This is a genomic window from Caenimonas koreensis DSM 17982, assembly GCF_009646335.1.
Classification (GTDB): Bacteria; Pseudomonadota; Gammaproteobacteria; order Burkholderiales; family Burkholderiaceae_C; genus Ramlibacter; species Ramlibacter koreensis.
In genome coordinates this window covers 315,013-338,720 of record NZ_WJBU01000001.1, presented here as the reverse complement: position 1 = coordinate 338,720, position 23,708 = coordinate 315,013, and the positions used below count along the sequence as shown (strand labels likewise).

27 protein-coding genes are annotated in these 23,708 nt (G+C 64.2%); 15 read left to right on the top strand and 12 right to left on the bottom strand.

Features of this window, described 5'->3' with window-relative positions; translation table 11 throughout:
- Positions 1-115: 115 nt before the first annotated feature.
- Both GHT07_RS01555 and GHT07_RS01550 read right to left on the bottom strand, forming a co-directional pair.
- Positions 116-592, bottom strand: coding sequence for a peroxiredoxin (locus tag GHT07_RS01555; protein ID WP_153583285.1), 477 nt, complete (start codon positions 590-592; stop codon positions 116-118).
- A 114-nt stretch (positions 593-706) separates the two neighbouring features.
- Positions 707-1,096, bottom strand: a complete 390-nt coding sequence (locus GHT07_RS01550) for an Mth938-like domain-containing protein (protein ID WP_153583284.1) — start codon at positions 1,094-1,096, stop codon at positions 707-709.
- A 101-nt stretch (positions 1,097-1,197) separates the two neighbouring features.
- Here GHT07_RS01550 and GHT07_RS01545 point away from each other — a divergent pair, with 101 nt between their 5' ends.
- The 7 genes from GHT07_RS01545 to moaE all read left to right on the top strand — a co-directional run bounded on the left by GHT07_RS01545 (position 1,198) and on the right by moaE (position 7,714).
- Positions 1,198-2,424: a pyridoxal phosphate-dependent aminotransferase gene (locus GHT07_RS01545; protein WP_153583283.1), complete on the top strand. Its 1,227-nt coding sequence runs from the start codon at positions 1,198-1,200 to the stop codon at positions 2,422-2,424.
- On the top strand, positions 2,421-3,731 hold the full coding sequence (locus GHT07_RS01540) for a homoserine dehydrogenase (protein WP_153583282.1): 1,311 nt from the start codon (positions 2,421-2,423) through the stop codon (positions 3,729-3,731). The genes GHT07_RS01545 and GHT07_RS01540 overlap by 4 nt, the downstream gene beginning before the upstream one ends.
- A 77-nt stretch (positions 3,732-3,808) precedes the next feature.
- Positions 3,809-5,230 (top strand): threonine synthase, encoded by a 1,422-nt coding sequence (gene thrC / locus GHT07_RS01535; protein WP_153583378.1) that lies wholly within the window; start codon positions 3,809-3,811, stop codon positions 5,228-5,230.
- A 7-nt stretch (positions 5,231-5,237) separates the two neighbouring features.
- Positions 5,238-5,771 carry a molybdopterin-guanine dinucleotide biosynthesis protein B gene (mobB, locus tag GHT07_RS01530; RefSeq protein WP_153583281.1) on the top strand — a complete coding sequence of 178 codons (534 nt, stop codon included), beginning with the start codon at positions 5,238-5,240 and terminating at the stop codon, positions 5,769-5,771.
- Complete coding sequence (locus GHT07_RS01525; RefSeq protein WP_323740728.1) at positions 5,768-6,997, top strand: molybdopterin molybdotransferase MoeA; 1,230 nt, start codon at positions 5,768-5,770, stop codon at positions 6,995-6,997. Before mobB ends, GHT07_RS01525 begins: the two co-directional genes overlap by 4 nt.
- Positions 6,994-7,245 (top strand): MoaD/ThiS family protein, encoded by a 252-nt coding sequence (locus GHT07_RS01520; protein ID WP_153583280.1) that lies wholly within the window; start codon positions 6,994-6,996, stop codon positions 7,243-7,245. The genes GHT07_RS01525 and GHT07_RS01520 overlap by 4 nt, the downstream gene beginning before the upstream one ends.
- 1 nt (position 7,246) lies before the next feature.
- Positions 7,247-7,714, top strand: coding sequence for a molybdopterin synthase catalytic subunit MoaE (gene moaE / locus GHT07_RS01515; protein WP_153583279.1), 468 nt, complete (start codon positions 7,247-7,249; stop codon positions 7,712-7,714).
- A gap of 6 nt (positions 7,715-7,720) precedes the next feature.
- Here the strand turns inward: moaE and GHT07_RS01510 are convergent, their stop codons facing one another.
- Complete coding sequence (locus GHT07_RS01510) at positions 7,721-8,209, bottom strand: MarR family winged helix-turn-helix transcriptional regulator (protein WP_153583278.1); 489 nt, start codon at positions 8,207-8,209, stop codon at positions 7,721-7,723.
- A 131-nt stretch (positions 8,210-8,340) separates the two neighbouring features.
- On the opposite strand from GHT07_RS01510, the gene GHT07_RS01505 reads away from it, so the two are divergent.
- Both GHT07_RS01505 and GHT07_RS01500 read left to right on the top strand, forming a co-directional pair.
- On the top strand, positions 8,341-9,321 hold the full coding sequence (locus GHT07_RS01505) for a tripartite tricarboxylate transporter substrate binding protein (protein WP_153583277.1): 981 nt from the start codon (positions 8,341-8,343) through the stop codon (positions 9,319-9,321).
- A 1-nt stretch (position 9,322) separates the two neighbouring features.
- Entirely contained in the window at positions 9,323-10,552 is a 1,230-nt protein-coding gene (locus GHT07_RS01500; RefSeq protein ID WP_153583276.1) for a flavin-dependent oxidoreductase, read from the top strand.
- A gap of 13 nt (positions 10,553-10,565) precedes the next feature.
- Here the strand turns inward: GHT07_RS01500 and GHT07_RS01495 are convergent, their stop codons facing one another.
- Positions 10,566-11,141: a hypothetical protein gene (locus tag GHT07_RS01495; protein WP_153583275.1), complete on the bottom strand. Its 576-nt coding sequence runs from the start codon at positions 11,139-11,141 to the stop codon at positions 10,566-10,568.
- Between the two features lie 100 nt (positions 11,142-11,241).
- Here GHT07_RS01495 and clpB point away from each other — a divergent pair, with 100 nt between their 5' ends.
- The 5 genes from clpB to GHT07_RS01470 all read left to right on the top strand — a co-directional run bounded on the left by clpB (position 11,242) and on the right by GHT07_RS01470 (position 15,735).
- Positions 11,242-13,875, top strand: coding sequence for an ATP-dependent chaperone ClpB (gene clpB, locus GHT07_RS01490; RefSeq protein ID WP_153583274.1), 2,634 nt, complete (start codon positions 11,242-11,244; stop codon positions 13,873-13,875).
- A gap of 19 nt (positions 13,876-13,894) precedes the next feature.
- Positions 13,895-14,179, top strand: a complete 285-nt coding sequence (locus tag GHT07_RS01485; protein WP_153583273.1) for a hypothetical protein — start codon at positions 13,895-13,897, stop codon at positions 14,177-14,179.
- Between the two features lie 31 nt (positions 14,180-14,210).
- Positions 14,211-14,519, top strand: a complete 309-nt coding sequence (locus GHT07_RS01480; RefSeq protein ID WP_153583272.1) for a DUF1330 domain-containing protein — start codon at positions 14,211-14,213, stop codon at positions 14,517-14,519.
- Positions 14,520-14,524: 5 nt separating this feature from the next.
- Positions 14,525-15,502, top strand: coding sequence for an acrylyl-CoA reductase (NADPH) (gene acuI, locus GHT07_RS01475; RefSeq protein WP_153583376.1), 978 nt, complete (start codon positions 14,525-14,527; stop codon positions 15,500-15,502).
- Between the two features lie 95 nt (positions 15,503-15,597).
- Positions 15,598-15,735, top strand: coding sequence for a DUF3096 domain-containing protein (locus GHT07_RS01470; RefSeq protein WP_153583271.1), 138 nt, complete (start codon positions 15,598-15,600; stop codon positions 15,733-15,735).
- A 24-nt stretch (positions 15,736-15,759) separates the two neighbouring features.
- Here the strand turns inward: GHT07_RS01470 and GHT07_RS01465 are convergent, their stop codons facing one another.
- Positions 15,760-16,536: an SDR family oxidoreductase gene (locus tag GHT07_RS01465; RefSeq protein WP_153583270.1), complete on the bottom strand. Its 777-nt coding sequence runs from the start codon at positions 16,534-16,536 to the stop codon at positions 15,760-15,762.
- Between the two features lie 163 nt (positions 16,537-16,699).
- Here GHT07_RS01465 and GHT07_RS01460 point away from each other — a divergent pair, with 163 nt between their 5' ends.
- Positions 16,700-17,134 (top strand): hypothetical protein, encoded by a 435-nt coding sequence (locus GHT07_RS01460; protein WP_153583269.1) that lies wholly within the window; start codon positions 16,700-16,702, stop codon positions 17,132-17,134.
- A gap of 80 nt (positions 17,135-17,214) precedes the next feature.
- Here the strand turns inward: GHT07_RS01460 and GHT07_RS01455 are convergent, their stop codons facing one another.
- The 7 genes from GHT07_RS01455 to hutU form a co-directional block, all read right to left on the bottom strand.
- On the bottom strand, positions 17,215-17,397 hold the full coding sequence (locus GHT07_RS01455; RefSeq protein ID WP_153583268.1) for a hypothetical protein: 183 nt from the start codon (positions 17,395-17,397) through the stop codon (positions 17,215-17,217).
- The gene (locus GHT07_RS01450) at positions 17,394-17,588 is read right to left on the bottom strand and encodes a hypothetical protein (RefSeq protein WP_153583267.1); all 195 of its coding nucleotides are present in this window, start codon (positions 17,586-17,588) and stop codon (positions 17,394-17,396) included. The genes GHT07_RS01455 and GHT07_RS01450 overlap by 4 nt, the downstream gene beginning before the upstream one ends.
- A 133-nt stretch (positions 17,589-17,721) precedes the next feature.
- Positions 17,722-18,516 carry an ABC transporter ATP-binding protein gene (locus tag GHT07_RS01445; RefSeq protein WP_153583266.1) on the bottom strand — a complete coding sequence of 265 codons (795 nt, stop codon included), beginning with the start codon at positions 18,514-18,516 and terminating at the stop codon, positions 17,722-17,724.
- A 4-nt stretch (positions 18,517-18,520) separates the two neighbouring features.
- Positions 18,521-19,300, bottom strand: coding sequence for an ABC transporter permease (locus GHT07_RS01440; protein ID WP_153583265.1), 780 nt, complete (start codon positions 19,298-19,300; stop codon positions 18,521-18,523).
- Positions 19,301-19,376: 76 nt separating this feature from the next.
- A complete protein-coding gene (locus GHT07_RS01435; protein ID WP_153583264.1) occupies positions 19,377-20,330 on the bottom strand; it encodes an ABC transporter substrate-binding protein in 954 nt (317 codons plus the stop codon).
- Between the two features lie 44 nt (positions 20,331-20,374).
- On the bottom strand, positions 20,375-21,916 hold the full coding sequence (hutH, locus tag GHT07_RS01430) for a histidine ammonia-lyase (protein ID WP_153583263.1): 1,542 nt from the start codon (positions 21,914-21,916) through the stop codon (positions 20,375-20,377).
- Positions 21,913-23,628, bottom strand: coding sequence for a urocanate hydratase (hutU, locus tag GHT07_RS01425; protein WP_153583262.1), 1,716 nt, complete (start codon positions 23,626-23,628; stop codon positions 21,913-21,915). The genes hutH and hutU overlap by 4 nt, the downstream gene beginning before the upstream one ends.
- Between the last annotated feature and the right edge of the window lie 80 nt (positions 23,629-23,708).

The following is a 23,708-nucleotide window of genomic DNA, read 5'->3' as shown; positions in this document are numbered from 1 at the left end:
GGCTTTGTTCGGTCTAGCGGTTTCGACGCGATGCGCCGTGGTCAACTGCATGGAATCATTATGCACACGGTCGGTGACGCTTCAACCGCAGCATCAGCCATGTTGCTACGAAACGTCAGGCCGCCTTTTTCAGCAGTTTCACAGCCTTGAGCACTTCATCAACGTGGCCAGGAACCTTCAGGCCGCGCCATTCCTGCTTGAGTACGCCGTCGGCGCCGATCAGGAACGTGCTGCGCTCAATGCCCTTGACCTTCTTGCCGTACATGATCTTGTTCTTGACCACGCCGAACATGTGGCACATCTTCTCTTCGGTGTCGGCGATCAGCTCGAAGGGCAGTTCGAGCTTGGCCTTGAATTCGTCATGCGACTTCATGTTGTCGCGCGAGACGCCGAACACTTCGGCGCCAGCCTTCACGAAGTCCTTGTACTTGTCGCGGAACTGCATGGCTTCGGTGGTGCAGCCAGGCGTGTTGTCCTTCGGGTAGAAGTACAGGATCACGACCTGCCCGTTGTGCGACGTGTTGGAGACCTTGAGACCGCCTGTGGCGTTGGCTTCGAATTCGGGGATGGGTTTGTTGACAACGATCGCCATGGAATGTGTTTCTCGTGTGACAGGGGTTGCTCGTTGCTACTTCAGTCTCGGGACGCGGGCATCCCGTTGCAACCTGCAATTTTAACCTGAATCGAAATTCCCCGGATGGCCGGGTTAACCGGGCTGCTCGAGGATCAGGGCGACCGCGCAGCTGCGGCCTTCTTGCGCGAGGATGTTGTAGGTGCGGCAAGCAGCCGCGCTGTCCATCGTCTCCAGGCCAATGCGCCTTGCCATGAGCGGCTTGAGCCACGCCGGCTGCGGGAAGCGAATGCGCGATCCGCTGCCGAAGATGATGACCTCGACGTCCGCCTGCGCGAGTTGCGCGAAGTGTTCGGGCCCGAGGTCTTCGAAATGCGCTGCGGGCCATGCGTCACGCGCGCCGCCAGAAGTGAGAACCACGCTCTGCGCGATCTTCTCCGAGGCGCCACCGGTGCTCACGCTCACCCAGCCCGGCCCGTAGCCGGTGATGGTCTGAACGCTGGATTGATCGGGCTGGAGCTTCATGTACGCAGAAGGCGCATCGCAATGCTGCGCTGCACTAAAAAAAGGCGGAACTGTGGTCAAATTGTACGTTTTCCCACTCTCACAAACGGTCCGGAGGGGCATTGAAAACGGTCCACAAGTCAGCCAAGCTCGCGAACGTCCTGTACGACATCCGTGGTCCCATCATGGACGCCGCGCGTCGCATGGAGGAAGAGGGCCACAAGATCATCAGGCTCAACATTGGCAACCTCGCCGTGTTCGGCTTCGATGCGCCCGAGGAGATCCAGCAGGACATGGCGCGCAACCTGTCAAATGCCTCTGGCTACTCCGACAGCAAGGGCATCTTCGCGGCGCGCAAGGCCGTCATGCACGAGACCCAGAAGCAGGGGATCAAGGGCGTCACGCTCGACGACATCTACCTGGGCAACGGCGCCAGCGAACTGATCGCGATGGCCACCAACGCATTGCTCGACAACGGTGACGAACTGCTGTTGCCCGCACCTGACTATCCTCTCTGGACCGCCGCAACCAGCCTCTCGGGCGGCAAGCCCGTTCACTACCTGTGCGATGAAGCCAATGGCTGGATGCCCGACCTGGATGACATCCGCCGCAAGATCACGCCGGCCACCAAGGGCATCGTCGTCATCAACCCGAACAACCCGACGGGCGCGCTCTATTCCGACGACTTGCTGCTGGGCATCGTCGCCATCGCGCGTGAGCACGGCCTTGTGATTTTTGCTGACGAGGTGTACGACAAGGTGCTCTTTGACGGTGCCCGCCACACGCCGATCGGCAGCCTCAGCGAAGACGTGCTGACGCTCACCTTCAACTCGCTGTCCAAGAGCTACCGCTCATGTGGCTATCGCGCGGGCTGGCTCGTCGTCTCGGGTGACAAGCGCGCGGCAGCCGACTACATCGAGGGCCTGACGATGCTCTCCAACATGCGGCTGTGCGCCAATGTGCCGGGCCAATTCGCGATCCAGACAGCGCTTGGCGGCTACCAGAGCATCAACGACCTGATCTGCGAGGGGGGCCGGCTGCGCCGCCAGCGCGACCTGGCTTATGAGTTGATCACCGCCATCCCTGGCGTGACATGCGTCAAGCCGCAAGCAGCGCTCTACATGTTCCCGCGGCTCGACCCGAAGATGTACCCGATCGTCGACGACAGGCAGTTCTTCCTTGAACTGCTCGAAGCCACGCGGGTGATGCTCGTGCAGGGCACGGGCTTCAACTGGGCAGCGCCAGACCATTTCCGCATCGTGTTTCTCCCGCATGAAGACGATCTGCGCGAAGCCATCTCGCGCATCGCAAAATTTCTCGACAGTTACAGGAAACGTACGACCACATGAAAGCGATTCAGGTAGGCCTTCTCGGTGCGGGCACCGTGGGCAGCGGGGTATTCAACGTCCTCAAACGAAACCAGGAAGAGATCAAGCGGCGCGCAGGCCGCGGCATCGAGATCACGATGGTGGCCGACCTGGACACCGCGCGCGCCACATCGGTTGTTGGCAACGGCGCCAAAGTTGTATCCGATGCACGCGCAATCATCTCCAACCCCGACATCGACATCGTTGTTGAGCTGATCGGCGGTTACGGCATCGCTCGGCAACTGGTGATGGAAGCAATCGACGCGGGCAAGCACGTCGTCACTGCCAACAAGGCTCTGCTGGCCGTGCACGGCACAGAAATTTTCGCGGCCGCCCACAAGCGCGGTGTGATGGTCGCGTTCGAAGCAGCAGTCGCGGGGGGCATCCCCATCATCAAGGCACTGCGCGAAGGCCTCACCGCCAATAGCATCGAGTGGATTGCCGGCATCATCAACGGCACGACGAACTTCATCCTCTCGGAGATGCGCGACAAGGGCATCGACTTCGCGACAGCACTCAAGGATGCGCAGCGCCTGGGGTACGCCGAAGCCGATCCAACGTTCGACATCGAAGGCGTCGACGCTGCGCACAAGGCGACGATCATGTCGGCCATCGCATTCGGCGTGCCGGTGCAGTTCGACAAGGCCTATGTCGAAGGCATCACCAAGCTGGCGGCGCAAGACATCAAGTACGCCGAGCAACTCGGCTACCGAATCAAGCTGCTGGGCATCACCAAGAGAACGCCGAAGGGCATCGAGCTGCGCGTGCATCCGTCACTGATCCCGACGCGCCGCCTCATCGCAAATGTCGAGGGCGCGATGAACGCCGTGGTGGTGCAAGGCGATGCCGTCGGCACGACGCTGTACTACGGCAAGGGCGCCGGCAGCGAGCCGACAGCCAGCGCCGTGATTGCAGACCTCGTGGATATCACGCGCCTGCACACGGCCGATGCCGCACATCGCGTGCCGCACCTGGCGTTCCAGCCCGAGTCGATGAGCGACGCGATCATCCTGCCAATCAGCGAAGTGGTGACGAGCTACTACCTGCGCCTGCGCGTGGCCGATGAACCGGGCGTGCTTGCCAAGGTCACCGGCCTGCTCGCGAATGCGGGCGTCAGCATCGATGCCGTTTTGCAGCGTGAAGCAGGTGAGGGCGAGAAGCAGACCGACCTCATCATCCTGACGCACGATGTGCGCGAAGGCACGATGAATGATGTGCTTGCGCAGATGCAAGCGCTGCCCACGGTACTCGCACCCATCACGCGTATCCGCAAGGAAGAACTCGCGTAAATGAGCCCCCACGTTCACTCCGTTCCCTGCCCCCCTAGGGGGCCGTCATTGCCCTTCGGGCGGCTGGGCGGGCAATGATGCTTTATCTGTCCACGCGCGGTCATCCAGACCGCAAGCGCTTTTGCGAGATCCTGCTCGAAGGCCTTGCGCCCGATGGCGGGCTCTACTTGCCCGAGTCCTATCCACAGATCGACGCGGCCACGCTCGCGAAGTGGCGTGACCTGCCGTATCACGAGCTCGCGTTCGAAATCCTGTCGCTCTACATCGACGACGTCCCGGCTGATGACCTGAAGGCGATCTGCCGCAAGACTTACACGCAGGAAGTCTTCGGCACGAAAGAGATCGTTCCGCTCAAGCGACTTGATGAAGGCTTCTATCTCGAAGCGCTTTCCAACGGCCCGACGCTCGCCTTCAAAGACATGGCGATGCAGTTGCTGGGCAACCTGTTCGAGTACGAACTCGCGCGCCGCGGTGAAGAGTTGAACATCCTCGGCGCCACATCGGGTGACACAGGCAGTGCAGCTGAATACGCGATGCGCGGCAAGAAGGGCGTGCGCGTCTTCATGACGTCGCCCAACGGCCGCATGAGCCCCTTCCAGCAGGCGCAGATGTTCAGCCTGCAAGACGCCAACATCCATAACCTTGCCCTCGACGGCGTGTTCGACGATTGCCAGGACATCGTCAAGGCCGTCTCGAACGATCTCGAGTTCAAGCGCAAGTACCGCATCGGCACGGTGAATTCGATCAACTGGGCGCGCCTGGTGGCGCAGGTGGTCTATTACTTTGCGGGGTACTTCCAGGCGACCAGGCAGGCCAACGCCGCGTCCAAGGTCAGCTTCACCGTGCCATCGGGCAATTTCGGCAACATCTGCGCCGGCCATGTCGCGCGCATGATGGGCCTGCCCATCGACACGCTTGTGCTCGCCACCAACGAGAACAACGTGCTCGACGAGTTCTTCCGCACAGGCGTCTATCGTGTGCGCACCGCTGCCGACACGCACGAGACATCGAGCCCGTCGATGGACATCAGCAAGGCAAGCAACTTCGAGCGATTTGTCTTCGACCTCGTCGGCCGCGATGCGCCCCGCCTGAAGTCGCTCTTCGCCGACCAGATCGCCGCGTCGGGACAGTTCGACCTGAGTCGCGACCCCGCGTTCGCACAAATCCGCGCGCGCTTCGGCTTTGTGAGCGGCAGCAGCACCCACGCCGATCGCGTTGCGACCATCCGCGATACGTTCAAGCGTTTCGGCGTGACGATCGACACGCACACCGCTGACGGCGTCAAGGTAGCGCGCGAGCACCTCACACCCGGCGTGCCGATGATCGTGCTGGAGACCGCATTGCCGATCAAGTTCGCCGCCACCATCGTGGAGGCGCTCGGCCACGAGCCGCAGCGGCCGGCTGGTTTTGCCAACATCGAAGCGCTGCCGCGCCGCGTCACCGTGCTGCCCGCCGACGTGCAGGTCGTGAAGAGCTTCATCGAGGCGCATTGCGCGTGAGGCCCCAATGAAAGTCGTGGGCTTTGCCGGCTACTCCGGCGCTGGCAAAACCCAGTTGCTGGCAAGCTTGATTCCAGCGTTGAAGGCGCGCGGCTTGCGCGTCTCGGTCGTCAAGCACGCGCACCATAAATTCGACATCGATCATCCGGGCAAGGACACGTATCGCCATCGCGAGGCGGGCGCCTTTGAAGTCGTTGTCGCGTCCGACAAGCGGCTGGCCCTGATGCGCGAGTTCGAGCAGGCCTCGCAGCTGACGGTGCACGAACTCATCGCCGAGCTGTACGACGGCGTCGATTGGGTGCTGGTCGAAGGCTTCAAGCACAGCGACGTGTTGAAGATCGAAGTCTGGCGCGCGGCTGCTGGCCACCCGGCCAACTACCCTGATGATGACTTCATTGTTGCGATTGCCACCGACTCGCCCGCAGCATTGCCCGCAGAAACCGCGCGGCCCATCCTGGATCTGAACCAGCCCGACACGCTCGCGCAATGGCTCGTGGACAATGGCCAGCGATTTGATTACGACCCGGAGATCTACAAGTGACAGCACCGCGTTCCCCGCTTCGCCCGCTCGATGACGCGCTGGCCGAATTGCTGGGGCACGCAACGCGAATGGCCGGCACCGAGACCGTGTCCACGTTCGATGCCGATGGCCGCGTGCTCGCCCGCGACCTGGTGTCGGCCCTGCAGATTCCCCCGCAAGACAACAGCGCGATGGACGGCTATGCAGTGCGCCGGGCCGACGTCACCGAAGAAGGCGTGATGCTGCCCGTGAGCCAGCGCATCGCAGCGGGCAGCACGCCTTCTGCGCTCGCGCCCGGCAGCGTCGCGCGCATCTTCACCGGCGCTGTCATTCCCGAAGGCGCGGACGCCGTGGTCATGCAGGAAGACACCGAGGCCGCCGGCGATCAGCTCGTGCGAGTCAATCGCCTGCCGATTCCTGCGCAATTCATCCGCCGCAGCGGCGAAGACGTCATGCGCGGCGCCGTGGTGCTGGCTGCCGGCGAGCGCCTGCATGCTGCATCGCTGGGCATGGCCGCAGGCGTGGGCATGGCGTCGCTGGAAGTTGCGCGCAGGCCGCGTGTCGCGTTGTTCTCGACGGGCGATGAGCTCGTGATGCCGGGTACGGTCGCGCCCGAAAACATGAAGCCGGGCACCATCTACAACTCCAACCGCTTCTTCCTGCGCTCGCTGCTCAAGGGCCTGGGCTGCGACGTGACCGACATGGGCATCGTGCCCGACCGGCTCGATGCGACCGTCAATGCCTTGCGCGAAGCGTCGCAGCAACACGACCTCATTCTCACCAGCGGCGGCGTCTCCGTCGGCGAAGAAGACCACGTCAAGCCCGCGGTCCAGGCGCTTGGCTCGCTCGACCTGTGGCAGATCGCCGTCAAGCCCGGCAAACCCTTTGCGTACGGCACGGTGGGCGCTGCGCATTTCATCGGCCTTCCAGGCAACCCGGTCTCCAGCTTTGTCACCTTCCTGCTGCTCGTGCGGCCGTTCCTGCTGAAGCTGCAGGGCGCGTCGAAGCTGCACGTCAATGCCGTGATGGTCCCGGCGCACTTTGCATGGCCGCGCTCGGACAAGCGACGCGAGTTCCTGCGCGCGCGGCTCGATGCGCAGGGCGGGCTCGAACTCTTCACCAACCAAGGCTCGGGCGTGCTCACCTCCATGGTCTGGGGCGACGGGCTGGTGGACGTCGCGCCTGGCCAGACCGTTGCCCACGGCGATGCCGTGCGGTTCCTGCCGTTTTCAGAGCTGCTCGCATGAAGATCAGCATTCGCTATTTCGCATCAATCCGCGAGGCTGTCGGCAGCGGCAGCGAACTTGCCGAAACATCCGCGCAAAGCATCGGCGCCTTGCGCGCTGAGCTGATCACACGCGGCGGTGCCTTCGCGCAGGCGCTCGCGCCCGGCAAGTCGGTGCGCGCCTCGCTCGACAAAGTCATGGCCGATGACGCCGCGCTGCTGCGCGAAGGCTGCGAAGTCGGCTTCTTTCCCCCCGTCACAGGCGGCTGACATGCGCGTTCGCGTCCAGCCCGAAGACTTCGACCTGGCAGCGGAAGTCGCCGCGCTGCGCAGCGAAGACAAGCGTGTGGGTGCCGTGTGCGCCTTCATCGGCACGGTGCGTGACCGCAATGACGGCGCCAGCGTGAGCTCGATGGAGCTGGAACACTACCCCGGCATGACGGAGCAGGCCATCGAAGACATGATCGACGAGGCCCACCGCCGCTTCGACATCTTCGCCGCGCGCGTGATCCATCGCATTGGCCTCTTGCAGCCGCTCGACCAGATCGTGATGGTGGCCGTTACATCGGCCCACCGCGGCGAGAGCTTCAAGGCCTGCGAATTCCTGATGGACTACCTGAAGACGCAGGCGCCTTTCTGGAAGAAGGAAGTCACGCCTGAAGGCTCACGCTGGGTCGATGCCCGCGCCAGCGACGATGCAGCGCTGGCCAAGTGGGGCATCTCCAGGCCGAATGCCTGAACAAGCTCAGCGGCCGCCGGGCGGCACGAATGCAGCGCGGGCGTCGTCTTCCAGCTCGCCCGTGAGCAATTGCAGCAGGACCACAAGCTCTTCTTGCTGCGTTTTCGAAAGCGGCGCCAGCAGGCGTTTGTAAGCGCGTTCGGCGGGCTTTTGAGCCTGCGTCAGCACATCGAGCCCGCCTGGCGTCAGTGCGACCGACACGTTGCGCTTGTTGTCGGGCGCCGGCTCGCGGGCAACGAACCCCCGCGCTTCCAGGCCCCGCAATACGCGCAGCACGGTGACTTTGTCGAAACCCAGCGCGCGAGCCAGGCTGGACTGGCCCAGGCCCGGATGCGACTTGAGTACCGTCAGCACGCCAAACTGCGCCGGCGTGAGCGCCAGCGAGCGGCACTCGTCTTCAAACACGGCAGCCGAAATCTGGTGGGCGCGCCTGAGAAGGAAGCCGGGGCGTGCGTACAGTCGGGCCAGCGTCGCGGTGGTCTTGGACGCAGGCATGGAAGAGGCGGTGGCAGGAGTCGGTTGAGGCACGGCTGGGGGCGCAAGGCGTTCGGGGAATACACGGGATTGTGCCTGCACCCGAGGGCACTCGATAATGGTTAGCATACCAACTACAGCAGCGTCACACCATGAATTCGACCCGCGCGCGCCTTGCGATTCTTGCGGTAGCACTGTGCCTGACGGGGGCCCATGCGCTCGCCCAGACGGCTTCCGCGCCGCCTGCGGGCACGATCCGGCTCATCGTGCCGTTCACTCCCGGCACGGGGATCGACCTGATCGCGCGCACGGTGGGGCCGCGCCTGGCCGAGCGGCTCGGCAGGCCCGTGGTTGTCGACAACCGCGCCGGCGCCTCCGGCAACATCGGGGCGGAGGCGGTGGTGCGCTCCGCGCCCAATGGCTCGACGCTGCTGGTGAGCGTGAACACGCTGGTGATGAACCGCAGCCTGTATCCCAAGCTCGCGTTTGATCCGGTCAAGGACCTGGTGCCTGTGTCACTGACCAGCTGGGGCCAGCTGATTCTGGTAGCCCATCCGCAGACCGGCTTCAAGACGGCCGGCGATCTTGTCGACGCGGCGAAGAAGCGACCCGGCGCGATCAACTACGCAAGCCCGGGCGTCGGCACGCCGCACCATTTGTCGATGGAGCTGCTCAAGTCCACGGCGGGCGTCTTCCTCACGCACATTCCTTATCGCGGCACCGGCCCAGCCGTGACGGACCTGCTCGGCGGCCAGGTCGGTGTGATGTTCCTGCCCATTCACGTGGCGCTCCCGCACGTGAAGGCGGGCAAGCTGGTGGCGCTGGCGATTGGCAGCAACAAGCGCCACGCGCTGTTGCCCGACGTGCCCACGCTCGAGCAGGCGCGCGCGGGCAACGTCAACGTCGACATGTGGTACGGCATCTTCGCGCCTGCCGGCACGCCGCCAGAGATGGTCGCGCGCCTGAACCAGGACATCAGGGAAATCCTGGCCGCGCCGGATGTACGCACCGCTTTCGAAACGCAAGGCATGGATCCCGCGACCAGCACGCCCGATGAATTCCGCAAGCTCGTCGAGCAGGACGCGGAGCGCTGGGCCAGGCTGATCAAGGTGCAGGGCATCACGGCGGAATGACATGAGCATCGCAATCATTGGCGGCGGCATCGGGGGCTTGAGCCTGGCCCTCGCGCTGCATGCGCGCGGCATGGCGTGCGACGTGTATGAAGCCGTGCCCGAGGTTCGCGAGATCGGTGTTGGCATCACGCTGTTGCCGCACGCGATGCGCGAGCTCGCCGCGCTCGGGCTGCAGCCGCAGATCGAAGCGGCCGGCATTGAAAACCTCGAGAGCGTGTTCTTCAACCGCTGGGGCCAGTACATCTATCGCGAGCCGCGCGGGCGCCACGGCGGCTATTCAATACCCGAGATCGGCATTCCACGCGGCAAGCTCCACGCCATCCTGTACGAGGCCACGCGCCAGCGCATCGGCGACGCGCACCTGCATCTGGACCACCGCTTTGCGAGACTGGAGCAGGACGACGAAGGCGTCACGCTGCACTTCCACGATGCCGGCGGCAAGGCGCGCAGCATCGCGCGTGCCGGCATCGTCATCGCCTGCGACGGCGTCAACTCCGCCGTGCGCCGGCAGTTCTATCCTGACGAGCAACTGGCGTTTGGCGGCATCAATACCTGGCGCGGCGTCACCGTGCACCCGCCCATCCTCACCGGCAAGAGCTACCTGCGCATCGGCTCCATCGACACCGGCAAGATGGTGATCTACCCCATTGCCGACAACGTGGATGGCCGCGGCAACCAGCTGGTGAACTGGGTGGCCGAAATCAAGCGCGAAGGCCAGCCGATGAACGACTGGAACCAGGCCGGGCGTGCCGGCGACTTCGTGGAGATCTTCAAGGACTGGCGCTACGACTGGCTCGACGTGCCCGCGCTGATCGAAGGTGCTGACAACATCTTCGAATACCCGATGGTGGACAAAGACCCGGTCGCGCAGTGGACGTTTGGCCGCGTGACACTGCTGGGCGATGCGGCGCACCCGATGTATCCGCGCGGCTCGAATGGCTCGGCGCAGGCGATCATCGATGCGCGCACGTTGACGCACTTGCTGGCTGAAGGCGGCGATAGCGCGCAGGCCCTCAAGCGCTACGAAGCCCTGCGTTTGCCTGCGACGGCCAAGATCGTGGAAACCAACCGTACCGTGCCGCCCGATTTCATCAATATCCGTGTCGATGCGTTGAGTGGCGGCCAGCCCTTCGCGCATATCGACGAGGTGATCAGCCAGGACGAACTTCGCCGGATGTCCGACGAGTACAAGCGGGTGGCGGGTTTCTCGCTGGAGGCGATGAAGGGCTAGTGCCCTGCGGGCCCTAGTTCAGGTAACGCGGCTTGCGCGCCGACTCGTCGTCAGCAGCCACGGTCTCTTCGACGGCCACTGGCGTGCCAAATGCTTCGCGCCACTGCGAGCGCGCAAGGGCCAGCTCCAGCAGGTGCATCAGGCCCTGCATCAGCTGCGGCTCCATCTCCATCGTGAAGCTGCGCGGCTCCACACCTACCACCAGGCGTTCATTGAAGCTCATGCGCAAGCGCCCGGTCGGCAAAGGCGAGACGTCCACATCAGTCACCAGCAGCGGGTCTTCGCCGAGCGGCAGCTGCTGCTGGTTGTCCTGGTAGGGCGTGTCGAAGTCGGCCTGCTTCAAAAACTCTTCCTTGCGGAATTCGGTGAGCATCTGCTTCAGGTCGTCATCGGCAGTCTCCAGCGTGCTGCCCGCCGGCTCCAGCTTGAGCAGGTGCGTGGTCACCAGCTTGTTGAGCAGAGGCCACAGCCCGAGCATGAGCCGGCGCGTCAGCCACAGCCGCATCTCTTGCGAGGCATCGGTGTTGATGCGCGCGAGGATGCGGTCCTGTTCAGCCAGGTAGGTGACAGAGAGCTGGTGGATCCTCATGCACTTGATTCTAGTCAAGCGCTGTGCGCATCGCTGGCCGGGCCGGTCTTGAAATCGGGTCTGCAGGGCCTAACCTGCGAGGCTATCGGAGGTCCGAAACATGCGACTAGACAAACTCACCACCAAATTCCAGGAAGCCCTCGGCGAAGCGCAGACGCTCGCGCTGGGCAACGACAACGCCTACATCGAGCCCGTGCACCTGCTCGTGGCCATGCTGCGCCAGGAAGACGGGCCTACGGCCCTGTTGCAACGCGCCGGCGTCAACGTGCCCGGGCTGCTGGCTGCGGCCGAGTCCGCCGTGCACCGCCTGCCCAAGGTCGAGGGCCAGGACCAGGTGCAAGGCAGCCGCGATCTTGGCGCCATCCTGCAGGCAGCAGAGAAGGAATCGATCAAGCGCGGCGACCAGTTCGTCGCCGGCGAACTCGCCTTGCTGGCCATTGCCGACACGAAGCAGGACATCGGCCGCATCGCGCGTGAAAACGGCCTGTCGCGCAAGTCGCTCGAAAGCGCGATCGACACCGTGCGCGGCGGCCAGAGCGTCGATAACCCGCAGGCCGAAGGCCAGCGTGAGGCGCTCAAGAAGTACTGCATGGACCTGACCGAGCGCGCGCGCCAGGGCAAGCTCGACCCGGTGATCGGCCGCGACGACGAGATCCGCCGCACCATCCAGATCCTGCAGCGCCGCACCAAGAACAACCCTGTGCTCATTGGTGAGCCGGGCGTGGGCAAGACGGCGATTGTCGAAGGCCTCGCGCAGCGCATCGTCGCTGGCGAAGTGCCTGATTCGCTCAAGAACAAGCGCGTGCTGTCGCTCGACATGGCGGCGCTGCTCGCCGGCGCAAAGTTCCGCGGTGAATTCGAAGAGCGCCTGAAGACCGTGCTGAACGAACTCGCCAAAGACCAGGGCCAGACCATCGTTTTCATCGACGAGCTGCACACCATGGTGGGCGCAGGCAAGGCCGAAGGCGCCATGGACGCGGGCAACATGCTCAAGCCCGCGCTCGCGCGTGGCGAGCTGCATTGCGTGGGCGCGACGACGCTCAATGAATACCGCAAGTACATCGAGAAAGACGCAGCGCTGGAGCGCCGCTTCCAGAAGATTCTCGTGGGCGAGCCGACGGTTGAGGCCACCATTGCCATCCTGCGCGGCCTGCAGGAAAAGTACGAAGTTCACCATGGCGTGGAGATCACCGACCCGGCCATCGTTGCCGCGGCAGAACTCTCGCACCGCTACATCACCGACCGCTTCCTGCCCGACAAGGCGATTGACCTCATCGACGAGGCGGCGTCCAAGATCAAGATCGAGCTCGACTCCAAGCCCGAGGTGATGGACAAGCTCGACCGCCGGCTGATCCAGCTGCAGATCGAGGCCGAAGCCGTCAAGCGCGAGAAAGACGACGCGTCCAAAAAGCGCCTGGCCCTCATCAAGGAAGAGATCGAGCGGCTGCAAAAAGAGATCGCCGATCTCGATGAAATCTGGAAGGCCGAAAAGGCCACCGCGCAAGGCTCAGCCCAAGTCAAGGAAGAGATCGACAAGCTGCGCCGCGAGATCGAGGAGTTCACCCGCAAGGGCGATTTCAACAAGGTCGCCGAGCTGCAGTACGGCAAGCTGCCCGAGCTTGAAAAACGTTTGAGCAGCGCGCAAGCCGCTGAAGCCGGCAAGGCCAAGAGCGCGAAAGATGGTGGCCGCCCGCAGTTGCTGCGCACGATGGTCGGCGCCGAAGAAATCGCGGAAGTGGTGGCGCGTGCCACCGGCATCCCTGTGTCCAAGCTGATGCAAGGCGAGCGCGAGAAGCTGCTGCAGATGGAAGACAAGCTGCACCAGCGCGTGATCGGCCAGGACGAAGCGATTGGTGCTGTGGCCAACGCCATCCGCCGCTCTCGCTCGGGCCTGTCGGACCCGAACCGCCCCACAGGCTCGTTCCTGTTCCTGGGGCCCACGGGCGTCGGCAAGACCGAGCTGTGCAAGGCGCTGGCGATGTTCCTCTTCGACAGCGAAGAGCACCTGGTCCGCATCGACATGAGCGAGTTCATGGAGAAGCATTCGGTCGCGCGCCTGATCGGCGCGCCGCCCGGCTATGTCGGCTACGAAGAGGGCGGCTATCTCACCGAAGCCGTGCGCCGCAAGCCGTACAGCGTGATCCTGCTCGACGAGATCGAGAAGGCCCACAAAGACGTCTTCAACGTGCTGCTGCAAGTGCTCGACGATGGCCGCCTGACCGACGGTCAGGGCCGTACCGTGGACTTCAAGAACACCGTGATCGTGATGACGAGCAACATCGGCTCGCACATGATCCAGGCGATGGTCGGCAAGCCGTATGAAGACGTGAAGGATGCGGTGTGGGATGTGCTCAAGGAGCACTTCCGCCCCGAGTTCCTCAACCGCATCGACGAGACAGTGGTGTTCCACGGCCTCGACGCGCCGCAGATCGCGAAGATCGCAGGCATCCAGCTCAAGACGCTGGAAGCGCGCCTGGCGAAGATGGACCTGCACCTGAAGGTGTCGCCCGCAGCGCTGGCCGAACTGGCCAAGGTGGGGTTCGACCCGGTGTTTGGTGCGCGGCCGCTCAAACGTGCGATCCAGCAGCGCGTCGAGAACCCTCTGTCGAAGCTGATCCTCGAAGGGCGCTTCCCGCCCAAGAGCGTGATTCCGGTTGACGTGGATCCGGTGCTTGCACCGGGCGTGTTCAAGTTCGGTGACAGCCGGCCCATGCCGGAAGAACTGGAAGCTTGATGGGCTCTACACTGCCCGCATGAATACGCTCTTGGGCTTCGTGCTCCGCGTCCTGCTGCTGCTGGCGGGGCTGGTCTTTGCGGCCAGCCTCGCCATTGCATTTGTATTGCTCGTCGCGCTCTGGATCGTGCGCAGCGCGTGGGCGCGCCTGACGGGCCAGCGCGCCGCACCGTTCGTGATGCGCGTTGATCCGCGCGGTGGTTTCAACAGCGTGATGAAGCGCGCACCGCTTGCGGGCCGTGGAACTCGTGCGCCGGGCGCGGCTGATGACGTGACCGATGTGGAGGTCAAGCCTCCCTCCTAGAATGGTACGCATACCAACCAAGGAGCAAGGCATGACCAAGGGCTACTGGATAGGCCGCGTGGACGTCGCGGATCTTGAGGGATACAAGCAATACGTGGCGGCCAACGCCAAGCCGTTCGCGGCCTACGGCGCGAAGTTCCTGGTGCGCGGCGGCCAGTTCGAGTTGATGGAAGGGCAGGCGCGTGCGCGCAATGTCGTGATCGAGTTCCCCAGCTACCAGGCCGCGCTCGACTGCTATCGCTCGGCGGACTACCAGGCGGCGATGAAATTCCGTGGTGCGCCTGTCGCGGTCGGCGACATCCTGGTGGTCGAAGGCTATGACGGCCCCCAACCCGGTTGATGTCCATGTATCAAGCACTCGTTCTTGAAAAGAACCCCGACTTCAGCGCCTGCCTGCGCGAAGTCGACGACAGCTTTTTGCCCGAGGGCGATGTCACCGTCGACATCGACTACTCCACGATCAACTTCAAGGATGGCCTGGCCATCACCAACAAGTCGCCCGTCGTGCGCAGCTGGCCCATGGTTGCCGGCATCGATGGCTCCGGCACCGTCACGGCCAGCGATTCACCGCTGTGGAAGCCGGGCGACCAGGTCGTGCTGAACGGCTTCGGCGTGGGCGAGACGCACAAGGGTTGTCTCGCTGGCCGCGCGCGCCTGAAGAGCCAGTGGCTGATTCGCCGCCCCGAGCGCTTCAGCGCAAAGCAGGCCATGGCGATCGGCACGGCTGGGTACACCGCCATGCTCTGCGTGCTCGCGCTCGAGCGGCATGGCGTGAAGCCCGGCGACGGCGAAGTGCTCGTGACCGGTGCGACGGGTGGTGTCGGCTCAACGGCTATCGCGCTGCTCTCCAGGCTGGGCTACACCGTGGTGGCCGCAACTGGCAAGGCGAGCGAGGAGGGCTACCTCAAGTCGCTGGGCGCTGCGTCGATCATCGATCGCAACGAGCTGTCCGCACCCGGCAAGCCCCTGCAGAAAGAGCGCTGGGCGGCAGTGGTCGATGCCGTGGGCAGCCACACGCTCGTGAACGCCTGCGCGCAAACGCGCTATGGCGGCGCTGTTGCGGCGTGCGGATTGGCGCAGGGTTTTGACTTCCCGGCGACGGTGATGCCTTTCATCCTGCGCGGTGTGGCGTTGCTGGGTGTCGATAGCGTGATGGCGCCGCTGGCGTTGCGCGAGCAGGCGTGGAGCCGCCTCGCCGTTGATCTCGATGCGGCCAAGCTCGACGAGATCACGACCGAAGTGCCGCTGTCTGGTGCGATTGAGGCGGCGCAGCAGTTGATGGCCGGGCAAGTGCGCGGGCGCATTGCGGTGCGCATCAAATAGTCGCGCCAGGCGTGCAGCGTTGAAGCGAAGCGCGCCTACAGCCGGCGCGCTTTGCTGACTTCATAGTCGGGCTTCACATAACAAGGAAGACCCGCATGAATATCGTTCCCCACATCGGCCCTGTTGCCGCCTTGCTCGCTGGCGTGCTCATCCTTGTGATGCCGCGCTTGCTCAACTACATCGTTGCGATCTACCTGATCATCATTGGCGTCGTGGGCCTGCTCGGCCGCTGATACCGCCCGCCGCGCAATCGCGGCTCAGGCCGGGTTCGAGTGGTGCGCATACAGCTTCTGCATGCCACCGAGCCACCGGTCGTAGTCCTGCGCCTTGTTCAGGAAGTACTGCGCGACCTCAGGGTGCGGCAGCACCAGGAACCGCTCTTCGCGCATCGTGTCAACCACGTCGCTGGCGACCTGGTCGGCGCTCAACACACCGTTCACGCCTGCTGAACCCGTGCCGCCCTTGGTCATGTCTGTCTCGACCGACTGCGGACACAGGCACGACACACGCACACCCTTGCGGCCATAAGCAATGCGAAGCCATTCGGCAAATGCGACGGCCGCGTGCTTGGTCACACCGTAAGGCGCGCTCTCGACGATATTGAGCAGCCCCGCCGCGGATGCTGTCACGACGAAGTAGCCTTCACCGCGCTCGACCATGCCAGGCACGACGGCGCGTGCTGCCCACACGTGCGCCATGCCATGGACTTGCCACATCTTGTCCCACAGCGCGTCTTCCAGTTCGATGCCACCCATGCGGCCCAAGATGCCTGCGTTGGACATGAAGATATCGACCTGGCCGAACTTTTTCTGGGCGGCTGCGACCAGCGCCTGGATGTCTTCTTCGCGGCTCACGTCGCAGCCCATCGCGATGGCCACCGGCCCGATCTCGCGTGCCACGCCCTCGGCGCGTTCGGCATTGATGTCCGCCACGTACACGCCGCGCGCGCCTTCAGCGGCCAGCCGCTTTGCCATCGCAGCGCCAATGCCGCTTGCACCACCCGTGACGATCGCCACTTTGCCTTGAATGTCCATGTCAGTCTCCTTGGGGCCTCAGTATCGCGGCGCCAGCCGGGTCATTCAGCCGCAAATGCGACACCGGATGGAATCCCACACGATCAATCCGATTTCGTCCTACGCACACATTGAATCCTTGCACCGACGATCTGCGCACCAAACAACTCACCGGAGCGAGACCATGAGCAAGGATGTCCAGCAGTTCGAAAGCCTTCAGGAAGAGGCGCCTGTGACGGTGGCCGGCCGAGTCGAGCCGCAACTGGAAGACATGTATTGGGAAGACGCCTTTCACACCGAAAGCTACTTCACGCCGGGCTTTGATTTCGAGGACTATGCGCCTGCCTACTGCGTTGGCTATGTCGGCTTTGCGCAATACGGCGGCAGCTTCGACGACGCGGAGAAGGCGCTTTGCTCCAACTGGATGCGCATCAAGGGCGATTCGCGCCTGAGCTACGAGCAGGCGCTGCCCGCAATGCGCGCTGCATGGATGCGAATGGCAGCTTCGCGCACGACGCCGGTCGCCAAGCCCGTGCGTGGCGGCATCGCGCGCAAGCTGTCGCAATTGCGCCAGCATGTCCCGTCGGTGCGGCTGCCGAGCCCCGCATTCGCCCGCTGAAGGCAGTCGGCCCACGAAAAAAAGCGCCGGGATTCCGGCGCTTTTTTTGCTGCAGCTTCAAGGCTGCTGGCTGGCAAAGTTCACTTGCCGCTAGGGGGCACTTCGGCCGCGTCGGAGTTGGCGTCGCGGTTGACCGTCATCCGGCGCTTTCTCAGCATCTCCAGAAAGGCGGTGTCCGCGCCAGTGCCAGTGCGGCCTTCGCCCGGCAGAGCAGGCGGCGTGACGGCGGGGTGGTCTTCGGGTGTGTGCGGCTCCTTGGTCATTGGCGGCGCCCCCCGGCAGCGTCATCCGCTTCGCCAGTCTGGTGACGGTGTTGCTGGCCCTGGGAGATCAGGTGTGCCATGGCGCTGGCAGCGCCTTCGCCGGAGCGTCCCGCGTCCTGCGTCTCATGCTGGCTGGCAGCCGTCTCCTGGGATCCGTGCTGCTCCTTGTGTTCGTTGTTTCCACTACTCATACGCGTTTCCTTTCATAGGCGGCGAGCCGTTGTGTCCGGCATCGCATGAAAGAAATTCTGCAAACAGGCGCGGCGCTCAGCCGTCGGCCTCATGCCGAGCTATTTGTAGGAGACGCGCGACCGTCCGGCTGCGTCAAATGCTGATGCTGCCGGCCGTGTCCGCAAGGCCCGCAGCCCGGCGCACTTCCACGCGAATCTCTTCGGTCAGGCGCGCCTTGAGATCGATGAAAGCAGGTGCTGTCTTGACCGAGTAGTGCCGCGGATGCTCGATCGGCACCTGCAAGTCGCACTTGATGCGGCCGGGGCGTGCGCTCATGACCACGACGCGGTTGCCCATGAAGATCGCCTCGTCGATATCGTGTGTGACGAACAGCACCGTCTTGCGCTCCGCCTCCCAGATGCCCTGCAGCAGCTCTTGCATCAGCTCACGCGTCTGGTGGTCGAGCGCGCCGAAGGGTTCGTCCATGAGCAGGATGCGCGGGTTGTTGGCCAGCGCGCGTGCCAGTGCCGTGCGCTGCTGCATGCCGCCGGACAACTGTTTGGGGAAGTGCGACTCGAACCCCTTGAGCCCCACCTTGGCGAGGAACTCCATCGCCACGGCGTGTTGCCCGGCCAGCGGCAAGCCCTTCTCGCGCAGGCCGAAGCACACGTTTTGCAGCACCGTGAGCCACGGGAACAGCGTGTAGCTCTGGAAGACCATGCCGCGGTCAGCGCCGGGGCCGCTCACCTGGCGGCCGTCGAGTTCGATGGTGCCCGACGTCGGCGTGTCCAGCCCCGCCACCATGCGCAGCAGCGTGCTCTTGCCACAGCCCGACGGGCCGAGGATGGTGATGAAGTCGTTTTCTTCCACACGCAAGTCAGTGGCTTGCAGGGCGACCGTGCCGCCCGGGAAGGTTTTGGAAACACCGCTGATGTCCAGAATGCTCATGGCGTCATCGACCCAGCTGTGCCCACGGAAACAGCTTGCGGTTGAACGCCTTGAAAGCGAAGTCGCTCGCCAGCCCGATGAGGCCGATCACGATGATGCCGAAGATGATCTGGTCGGTCGCGAGCAGCGCCTGGCTGTCCGTGATCATGTGGCCAATTCCGCTCGACGCGCCGATCAGCTCCGCCACGATCACGTACGTCCAGGCCCAGCCCAGCACCATGCGCAGCGTCTCCGCAATTTCCGGCGCGCTCGACGGCAGCAGCACACGGTTGACGATGCCGCGGTCGCTCGCGCCCAGCGTATAGGCCGCCTCGACCAGATCGCGCCGCGTGTTGCCCACGCTCACCGCAATCATCAATACGAGCTGGAAGAACGAGCCGATGAAAATCACCGCGAGTTTTTGCGCCTCGCCAATGCCTGCCCACAGGATCAGCAGCGGAATGAATGCCGACGCAGGCAGGTAGCGCGCGAAGCTCACGAACGGCTCGAAGAACGCTTCCACCGGTTTGTACGCGCCCATGAGCACGCCCAGCGGAATAGCGAGCACGGCGGCGATGGCAAAGCCACCCAGCACGCGCCACACCGTCATGCCGATGTCTTTGGCAAAGCCCTGATTCACCAGCAAGTCCCAGCCCGACTTCACCATCGTGATCGGGTCAGCCAGGAACGTCTTCGACACGAAGCCGCCCAGCGTGAAGCCCGCCCACACGAGGAAGAAGACGATGAAGAAGCCCACGCCCAGCGCGATGCGCGCGCCGGGGGCCACAGGTTGGAGCGGTCTCATTCGATGGGCCGCCGCAAGGCGGACGCGGCCCCCTCGGGGGGCAGCGCAGCCGCCAGGCAAGCGTGGGGGCTCATGTTTATTGAATGAAGCGCGTGTCTGCCAGCTTGCTCATGTCCGGCAGCGCCTTGATGATGCCGGCCTCCATCAGCAGGTCCGCAGCTTCCTTGCTGAACGCAGCGTGCTCACCGGCGAAGAACTTCTGGTTTGCGGCCTTGTCCTGCCAGCGCAGGAAGGCGGCTGACTTGCCGAAGGCCTCGCCAGTCTGCTTCACGTCGGCGCCCATGATTTCGTAGCTCTTGGCGGGGTTGGTCTTGATCATCTCCACCGCCTCGAAGTAGCTGTCGGCCAGCGCCTTCGCAGCCTTGGGGTTCTCCGTGAGGAACTTCGGCGTGCAGCCGAAGGTGTCCATCACCATCGGGTAGTCCAGCGTAGTCGCGATGATCTTGCCGGCTTCCGGCTTGGCGCGAACAGCCGAGAGGTACGGCTCGTACGTCATGGCCGCATCCAGGTCGGCGGTGCCCGCGATCATCGCGTTGGCGGCGGCTTGCGGCTCGAGGTTCACCACCTTCACGTCCTTGGGCGAGAGGCCGTTCTTCTTGAGCATCCATGCCAGCGTGAAGTAGGGCGCCGTGCCGGGAGCACTCGCGGCCACTGTCTTGCCCTTGAGGTCGCTGATCTTCGCGATGCCGGGCTTCACAACCATGCCGTCAGCGCCGTAGCTCTTGTCGAGCTGGAAGATCTGTGTGGTCGCAACGCCGTTGGCGTTCCACACGACCCAGGTTTCCACCGTGGTGGCGGCGCACTGCACGTCGCCCGAAGCAATCGCAAGGTGACGATCTTTTTGCGGAATCTTCTTGATGCTCACGTCCAGGCCGTGCTTCTTGAAGATGCCCGCCTCATTGGCGAGCGTGAGCGGCGCAAAGCCGGTCCAGCCTGAAATGCCGATGGCCAGCTTGGTGTCTTGCGCTTGCGCCGTTGCCGCCGTGAGGGCTGCGAACGCGACGAGGGAAAGGGTGAGCAGCTTCTTCATGGGAGTTCTCCGTGGGTGAGGTAGTCGTTCAATCTATGCAGGGTTCATGCCAAACGCAATGCGTGCAACTCTGTGATCTGCGATGCGGTCGCGCGACCTACATCTCCGCTGGCCACAAGGTGATGCACCGCGGCGATCTCGCGTGCCAGGCTGCGGTCCTGCATCATCGCGGGCGACACGCTGCGCACGAGCCGCATCACGCTTTCCAGTGCATCGCTCGTCTTGAGTGGCCGCAGGAATTCGATGCCTTGCGCCGCCGCCATCAACTCGATCGCGACGATGTGCGCCGTGTTCTGCAGCATGGTGCCCAGCCGCCGCGCCGCAAAGGTCGCCATGCTCACGTGGTCCTCCTGGTTCGCGGAGGTGGGCAGGCTGTCCACCGAGGCGGGATGCGCCAGCGACTTGTTCTCGGAGGCCAGCGCAGCAGCCGTCACGTGCACGATCATGAAGCCCGAATTGAGCCCCGGGTCGGGCGTGAGGAAGGGCGGCAGGCGCGACACGACGGTGTCCACCAGCATCGCAATCCGTCGCTCGGCGATGGCGCCAATTTCTGCGATGGCGAGAGCGAGTCCGTCAGCGGCCAGCGCCACGGGTTCGGCGTGGAAGTTGCCGCCCGAGAGCATCTCGTTGTCGAACACGAGCGGGTTGTCTGTCACGGCATTCGCCTCGATCATCAGGATGCGCGCCGCGTGCCGCATCTGGTCGAGGCAGGCGCCCATCACTTGCGGTTGGCAGCGCAGGCAATACGGGTCTTGCACGCGGTCGTCGTCCTGCAAATGCGAGCGCCGGATTTCGCTGCCGACCATGATGGCGCGATAGGCTGCTGCGCAATCGATCTGCCCCGGCTGGCCGCGAATTTCGTGGATGCGCGGGTCGAACGGGCCGTCGCTGCCGCGCGCGGCATCGAGCGTGAGCGCGCCTGCAATCACGGCGGATTCGAAGAGGCGGTCTGTCGCGAGCAGGGCGTCGATAGCGAGCGCTGTGGAGACTTGGGTACCGTTGATCAGCGCCAGGCCTTCCTTCGCGCCGAGTTGCAGGGGGGTGATTCCAGCGAGCTTGAGCGCCGCAGCAGCGTTCATGCGCTCGCCCTGGTAGAACACTTCGCCTTCGGCAATCAGCGGCAGTGCCAGATGCGCGAGCGGTGCGAGGTCGCCCGAAGCTCCGACCGAGCCCTGGCACGGAATGACGGGCGTGATCTGCTGGTTGTAGAGCGCGAGCAGGCCATCGACCACTTCTTCTCGCACGCCGGAATAGCCGCGCGCCAGGCTCGCCGCCTTCAACAGCAGCACCAGCCGCGCCGTGCTGGCGGGCAGCGGCTCGCCCACGCCCACTGCATGCGAGCGAAGCAACTTCAATTGCAGCAACGCGAGATCGTCTTTGGCGATGCGCGTCGTCGCGAGCTTGCCGAAGCCGGTGTTCACGCCGTACACAGGCGCATCGCCGTCCGCTGCTTTGCGCACCAGCGCAGCACTCGCGCGGATCGCCTTGCGGCAAGCGGGTGCGAGTTGCACCGGCACATGAACAGGCGCGCACAGGCGACGCAATTGCGCGAGCGTCAGCTCGCCAGGGACAAGCGTTTCAGTCATGCGCGGGCCGGCCCGATCATCGGCAGCTTCAGGCCGTTGTCGCGTGCGGACTTGATCGCGATGTCGTAACCCGCGTCGGCATGACGCATCACGCCGGTGGCAGGGTCGTTCCACAACACACGGGCGATTCGCTCTGAAGCTTCCTTCGTGCCGTCGCAAACGATCACCACGCCCGAATGTTGCGAGTAGCCCATGCCGACGCCGCCGCCGTGATGCAGGCTCACCCACGTCGCGCCGCTGGCGGTGTTGAGCAGCGCGTTCAAGAGCGGCCAGTCGCTCACCGCGTCGCTGCCGTCCTTCATGCTTTCCGTCTCGCGGTTGGGCGACGCGACGGAGCCGCTATCGAGGTGGTCACGGCCAATGACGATGGGCGCCTTCAGCTCGCCGCTCTTGACCATTTCATTGAACGCCAGGCCCGCGAGGTGACGCTCGCCCAGCCCGATCCAGCAGATGCGCGCGGGCAGGCCCTGAAAGCTGATGCGCTCTTGCGCCATGTCGAGCCAGCGGTGCAGCGCCGCGTTGTGCGGGAACAGCTCCTTCATCTTCGCGTCGGTCTTGCGGATGTCTTCCGGGTCGCCCGAGAGCGCCACCCAGCGGAACGGCCCGACGCCGCGGCAAAACAGCGGGCGGATGTAGGCGGGCACAAAGCCGGGGTAGTCGAACGCGTTGGCAACGCCATAGTCCTTCGCGACCTGGCGCAGGTTGTTGCCGTAATCGACGGTGGGCACGCCCATCGCGTGGAAGTCGAGCATGGCCTGCACATGCGCCGCGCACGATTCGCCGGCAGCCTTCGTCAGGGCGGCATGTTGAGACGCGTCTTTCTGCGCGGCCTGCCATTGCGCGACGGACCAACCCGCGGGCAGGTACCCGTTGATGATGTCGTGCGCCGATGTCTGGTCCGTCACGATGTCGGGGCGCATGCCGCCCGCCTTCGCACGACGTGCCAGCTCGGGCACGACCTCGGCCGCGTTGGCGCACAAGCCGATCGACACGGCTTCCTTGCGCGAGGTGTGGTGCGCGATCATCGCGAGCGCTTCGTCGAGATCCTTGGCCTGCTTGTCGAGGTACTTCGTGCGCAGGCGGAAGTCGATGCGTGACTGCTGGCATTCGATGTTGAGCGAGCAGGCACCCGCGAACGAGGCGGCCAGCGGCTGCGCGCCACCCATGCCGCCCAGGCCCGCAGTGAGCACCCAGCGGCCCGAGAGGTCGCCGTTGAAGTGCTGGCGGCCTGCCTCGACAAATGTTTCGTACGTGCCCTGCACGATGCCCTGCGTGCCAATGTAGATCCAGCTGCCAGCCGTCATCTGGCCAAACATCATCAGGCCCGCACGATCGAGTTCGTTGAAGTGTTCCCACGTCGCCCACTTGGGCACGAGGTTGGAGTTGGCGATAAGCACGCGCGGTGCGCCTTCATGCGTGCGGAAGATGCCGACTGGTTTGCCTGACTGCACCATCAGTGTCTCGTCCGGTTGCAGCTTGCGCAGCGAATCAAGAATCGCGTCGAAGGCGGGCCAGTTGCGTGCCGCCTTGCCGATGCCGCCATAGACGACGAGTTCATCCGGGTTTTCCGCCACGGCAGGATCCAGGTTGTTCTGGATCATCCGGTACGCCGCTTCGATCTGCCAGTTGGCGCACGACAGTTGCGTGCCATGGGGCGAGCGAACGGGGCGGGCGCGGCTTTCGAGGAATGGCGTGCTGGACAAGTCTGACATTCGTTCCACCTGGAGGCATGAGTTCGCGCAAATCCTAGTTGTCTATACAACTTGTGTCAACTGGGTTATCCTGCTGCCGA

Coding starts and splice junctions, on each gene's coding strand:
- GHT07_RS01555 (WP_153583285.1), bottom strand. CDS start 592: ATGGCGATCGTTGTCAACAAACCCATCCCCGAATTCGAAGCCAACGCC.
- GHT07_RS01550 (WP_153583284.1), bottom strand. CDS start 1,096: ATGAAGCTCCAGCCCGATCAATCCAGCGTTCAGACCATCACCGGCTAC.
- GHT07_RS01540 (WP_153583282.1), top strand. CDS start 2,421: ATGAAAGCGATTCAGGTAGGCCTTCTCGGTGCGGGCACCGTGGGCAGC.
- thrC (WP_153583378.1), top strand. CDS start 3,809: ATGCTTTATCTGTCCACGCGCGGTCATCCAGACCGCAAGCGCTTTTGC.
- mobB (WP_153583281.1), top strand. CDS start 5,238: ATGAAAGTCGTGGGCTTTGCCGGCTACTCCGGCGCTGGCAAAACCCAG.
- GHT07_RS01520 (WP_153583280.1), top strand. CDS start 6,994: ATGAAGATCAGCATTCGCTATTTCGCATCAATCCGCGAGGCTGTCGGC.
- moaE (WP_153583279.1), top strand. CDS start 7,247: ATGCGCGTTCGCGTCCAGCCCGAAGACTTCGACCTGGCAGCGGAAGTC.
- GHT07_RS01510 (WP_153583278.1), bottom strand. CDS start 8,209: ATGCCTGCGTCCAAGACCACCGCGACGCTGGCCCGACTGTACGCACGC.
- GHT07_RS01505 (WP_153583277.1), top strand. CDS start 8,341: ATGAATTCGACCCGCGCGCGCCTTGCGATTCTTGCGGTAGCACTGTGC.
- GHT07_RS01500 (WP_153583276.1), top strand. CDS start 9,323: ATGAGCATCGCAATCATTGGCGGCGGCATCGGGGGCTTGAGCCTGGCC.
- GHT07_RS01495 (WP_153583275.1), bottom strand. CDS start 11,141: ATGAGGATCCACCAGCTCTCTGTCACCTACCTGGCTGAACAGGACCGC.
- clpB (WP_153583274.1), top strand. CDS start 11,242: ATGCGACTAGACAAACTCACCACCAAATTCCAGGAAGCCCTCGGCGAA.
- GHT07_RS01485 (WP_153583273.1), top strand. CDS start 13,895: ATGAATACGCTCTTGGGCTTCGTGCTCCGCGTCCTGCTGCTGCTGGCG.
- GHT07_RS01480 (WP_153583272.1), top strand. CDS start 14,211: ATGACCAAGGGCTACTGGATAGGCCGCGTGGACGTCGCGGATCTTGAG.
- acuI (WP_153583376.1), top strand. CDS start 14,525: ATGTATCAAGCACTCGTTCTTGAAAAGAACCCCGACTTCAGCGCCTGC.
- GHT07_RS01470 (WP_153583271.1), top strand. CDS start 15,598: ATGAATATCGTTCCCCACATCGGCCCTGTTGCCGCCTTGCTCGCTGGC.
- GHT07_RS01465 (WP_153583270.1), bottom strand. CDS start 16,536: ATGGACATTCAAGGCAAAGTGGCGATCGTCACGGGTGGTGCAAGCGGC.
- GHT07_RS01460 (WP_153583269.1), top strand. CDS start 16,700: ATGAGCAAGGATGTCCAGCAGTTCGAAAGCCTTCAGGAAGAGGCGCCT.
- GHT07_RS01455 (WP_153583268.1), bottom strand. CDS start 17,397: ATGACCAAGGAGCCGCACACACCCGAAGACCACCCCGCCGTCACGCCG.
- GHT07_RS01450 (WP_153583267.1), bottom strand. CDS start 17,588: ATGAGTAGTGGAAACAACGAACACAAGGAGCAGCACGGATCCCAGGAG.
- GHT07_RS01445 (WP_153583266.1), bottom strand. CDS start 18,516: ATGAGCATTCTGGACATCAGCGGTGTTTCCAAAACCTTCCCGGGCGGC.
- GHT07_RS01440 (WP_153583265.1), bottom strand. CDS start 19,300: ATGAGACCGCTCCAACCTGTGGCCCCCGGCGCGCGCATCGCGCTGGGC.
- GHT07_RS01435 (WP_153583264.1), bottom strand. CDS start 20,330: ATGAAGAAGCTGCTCACCCTTTCCCTCGTCGCGTTCGCAGCCCTCACG.
- hutH (WP_153583263.1), bottom strand. CDS start 21,916: ATGACTGAAACGCTTGTCCCTGGCGAGCTGACGCTCGCGCAATTGCGT.
- hutU (WP_153583262.1), bottom strand. CDS start 23,628: ATGTCAGACTTGTCCAGCACGCCATTCCTCGAAAGCCGCGCCCGCCCC.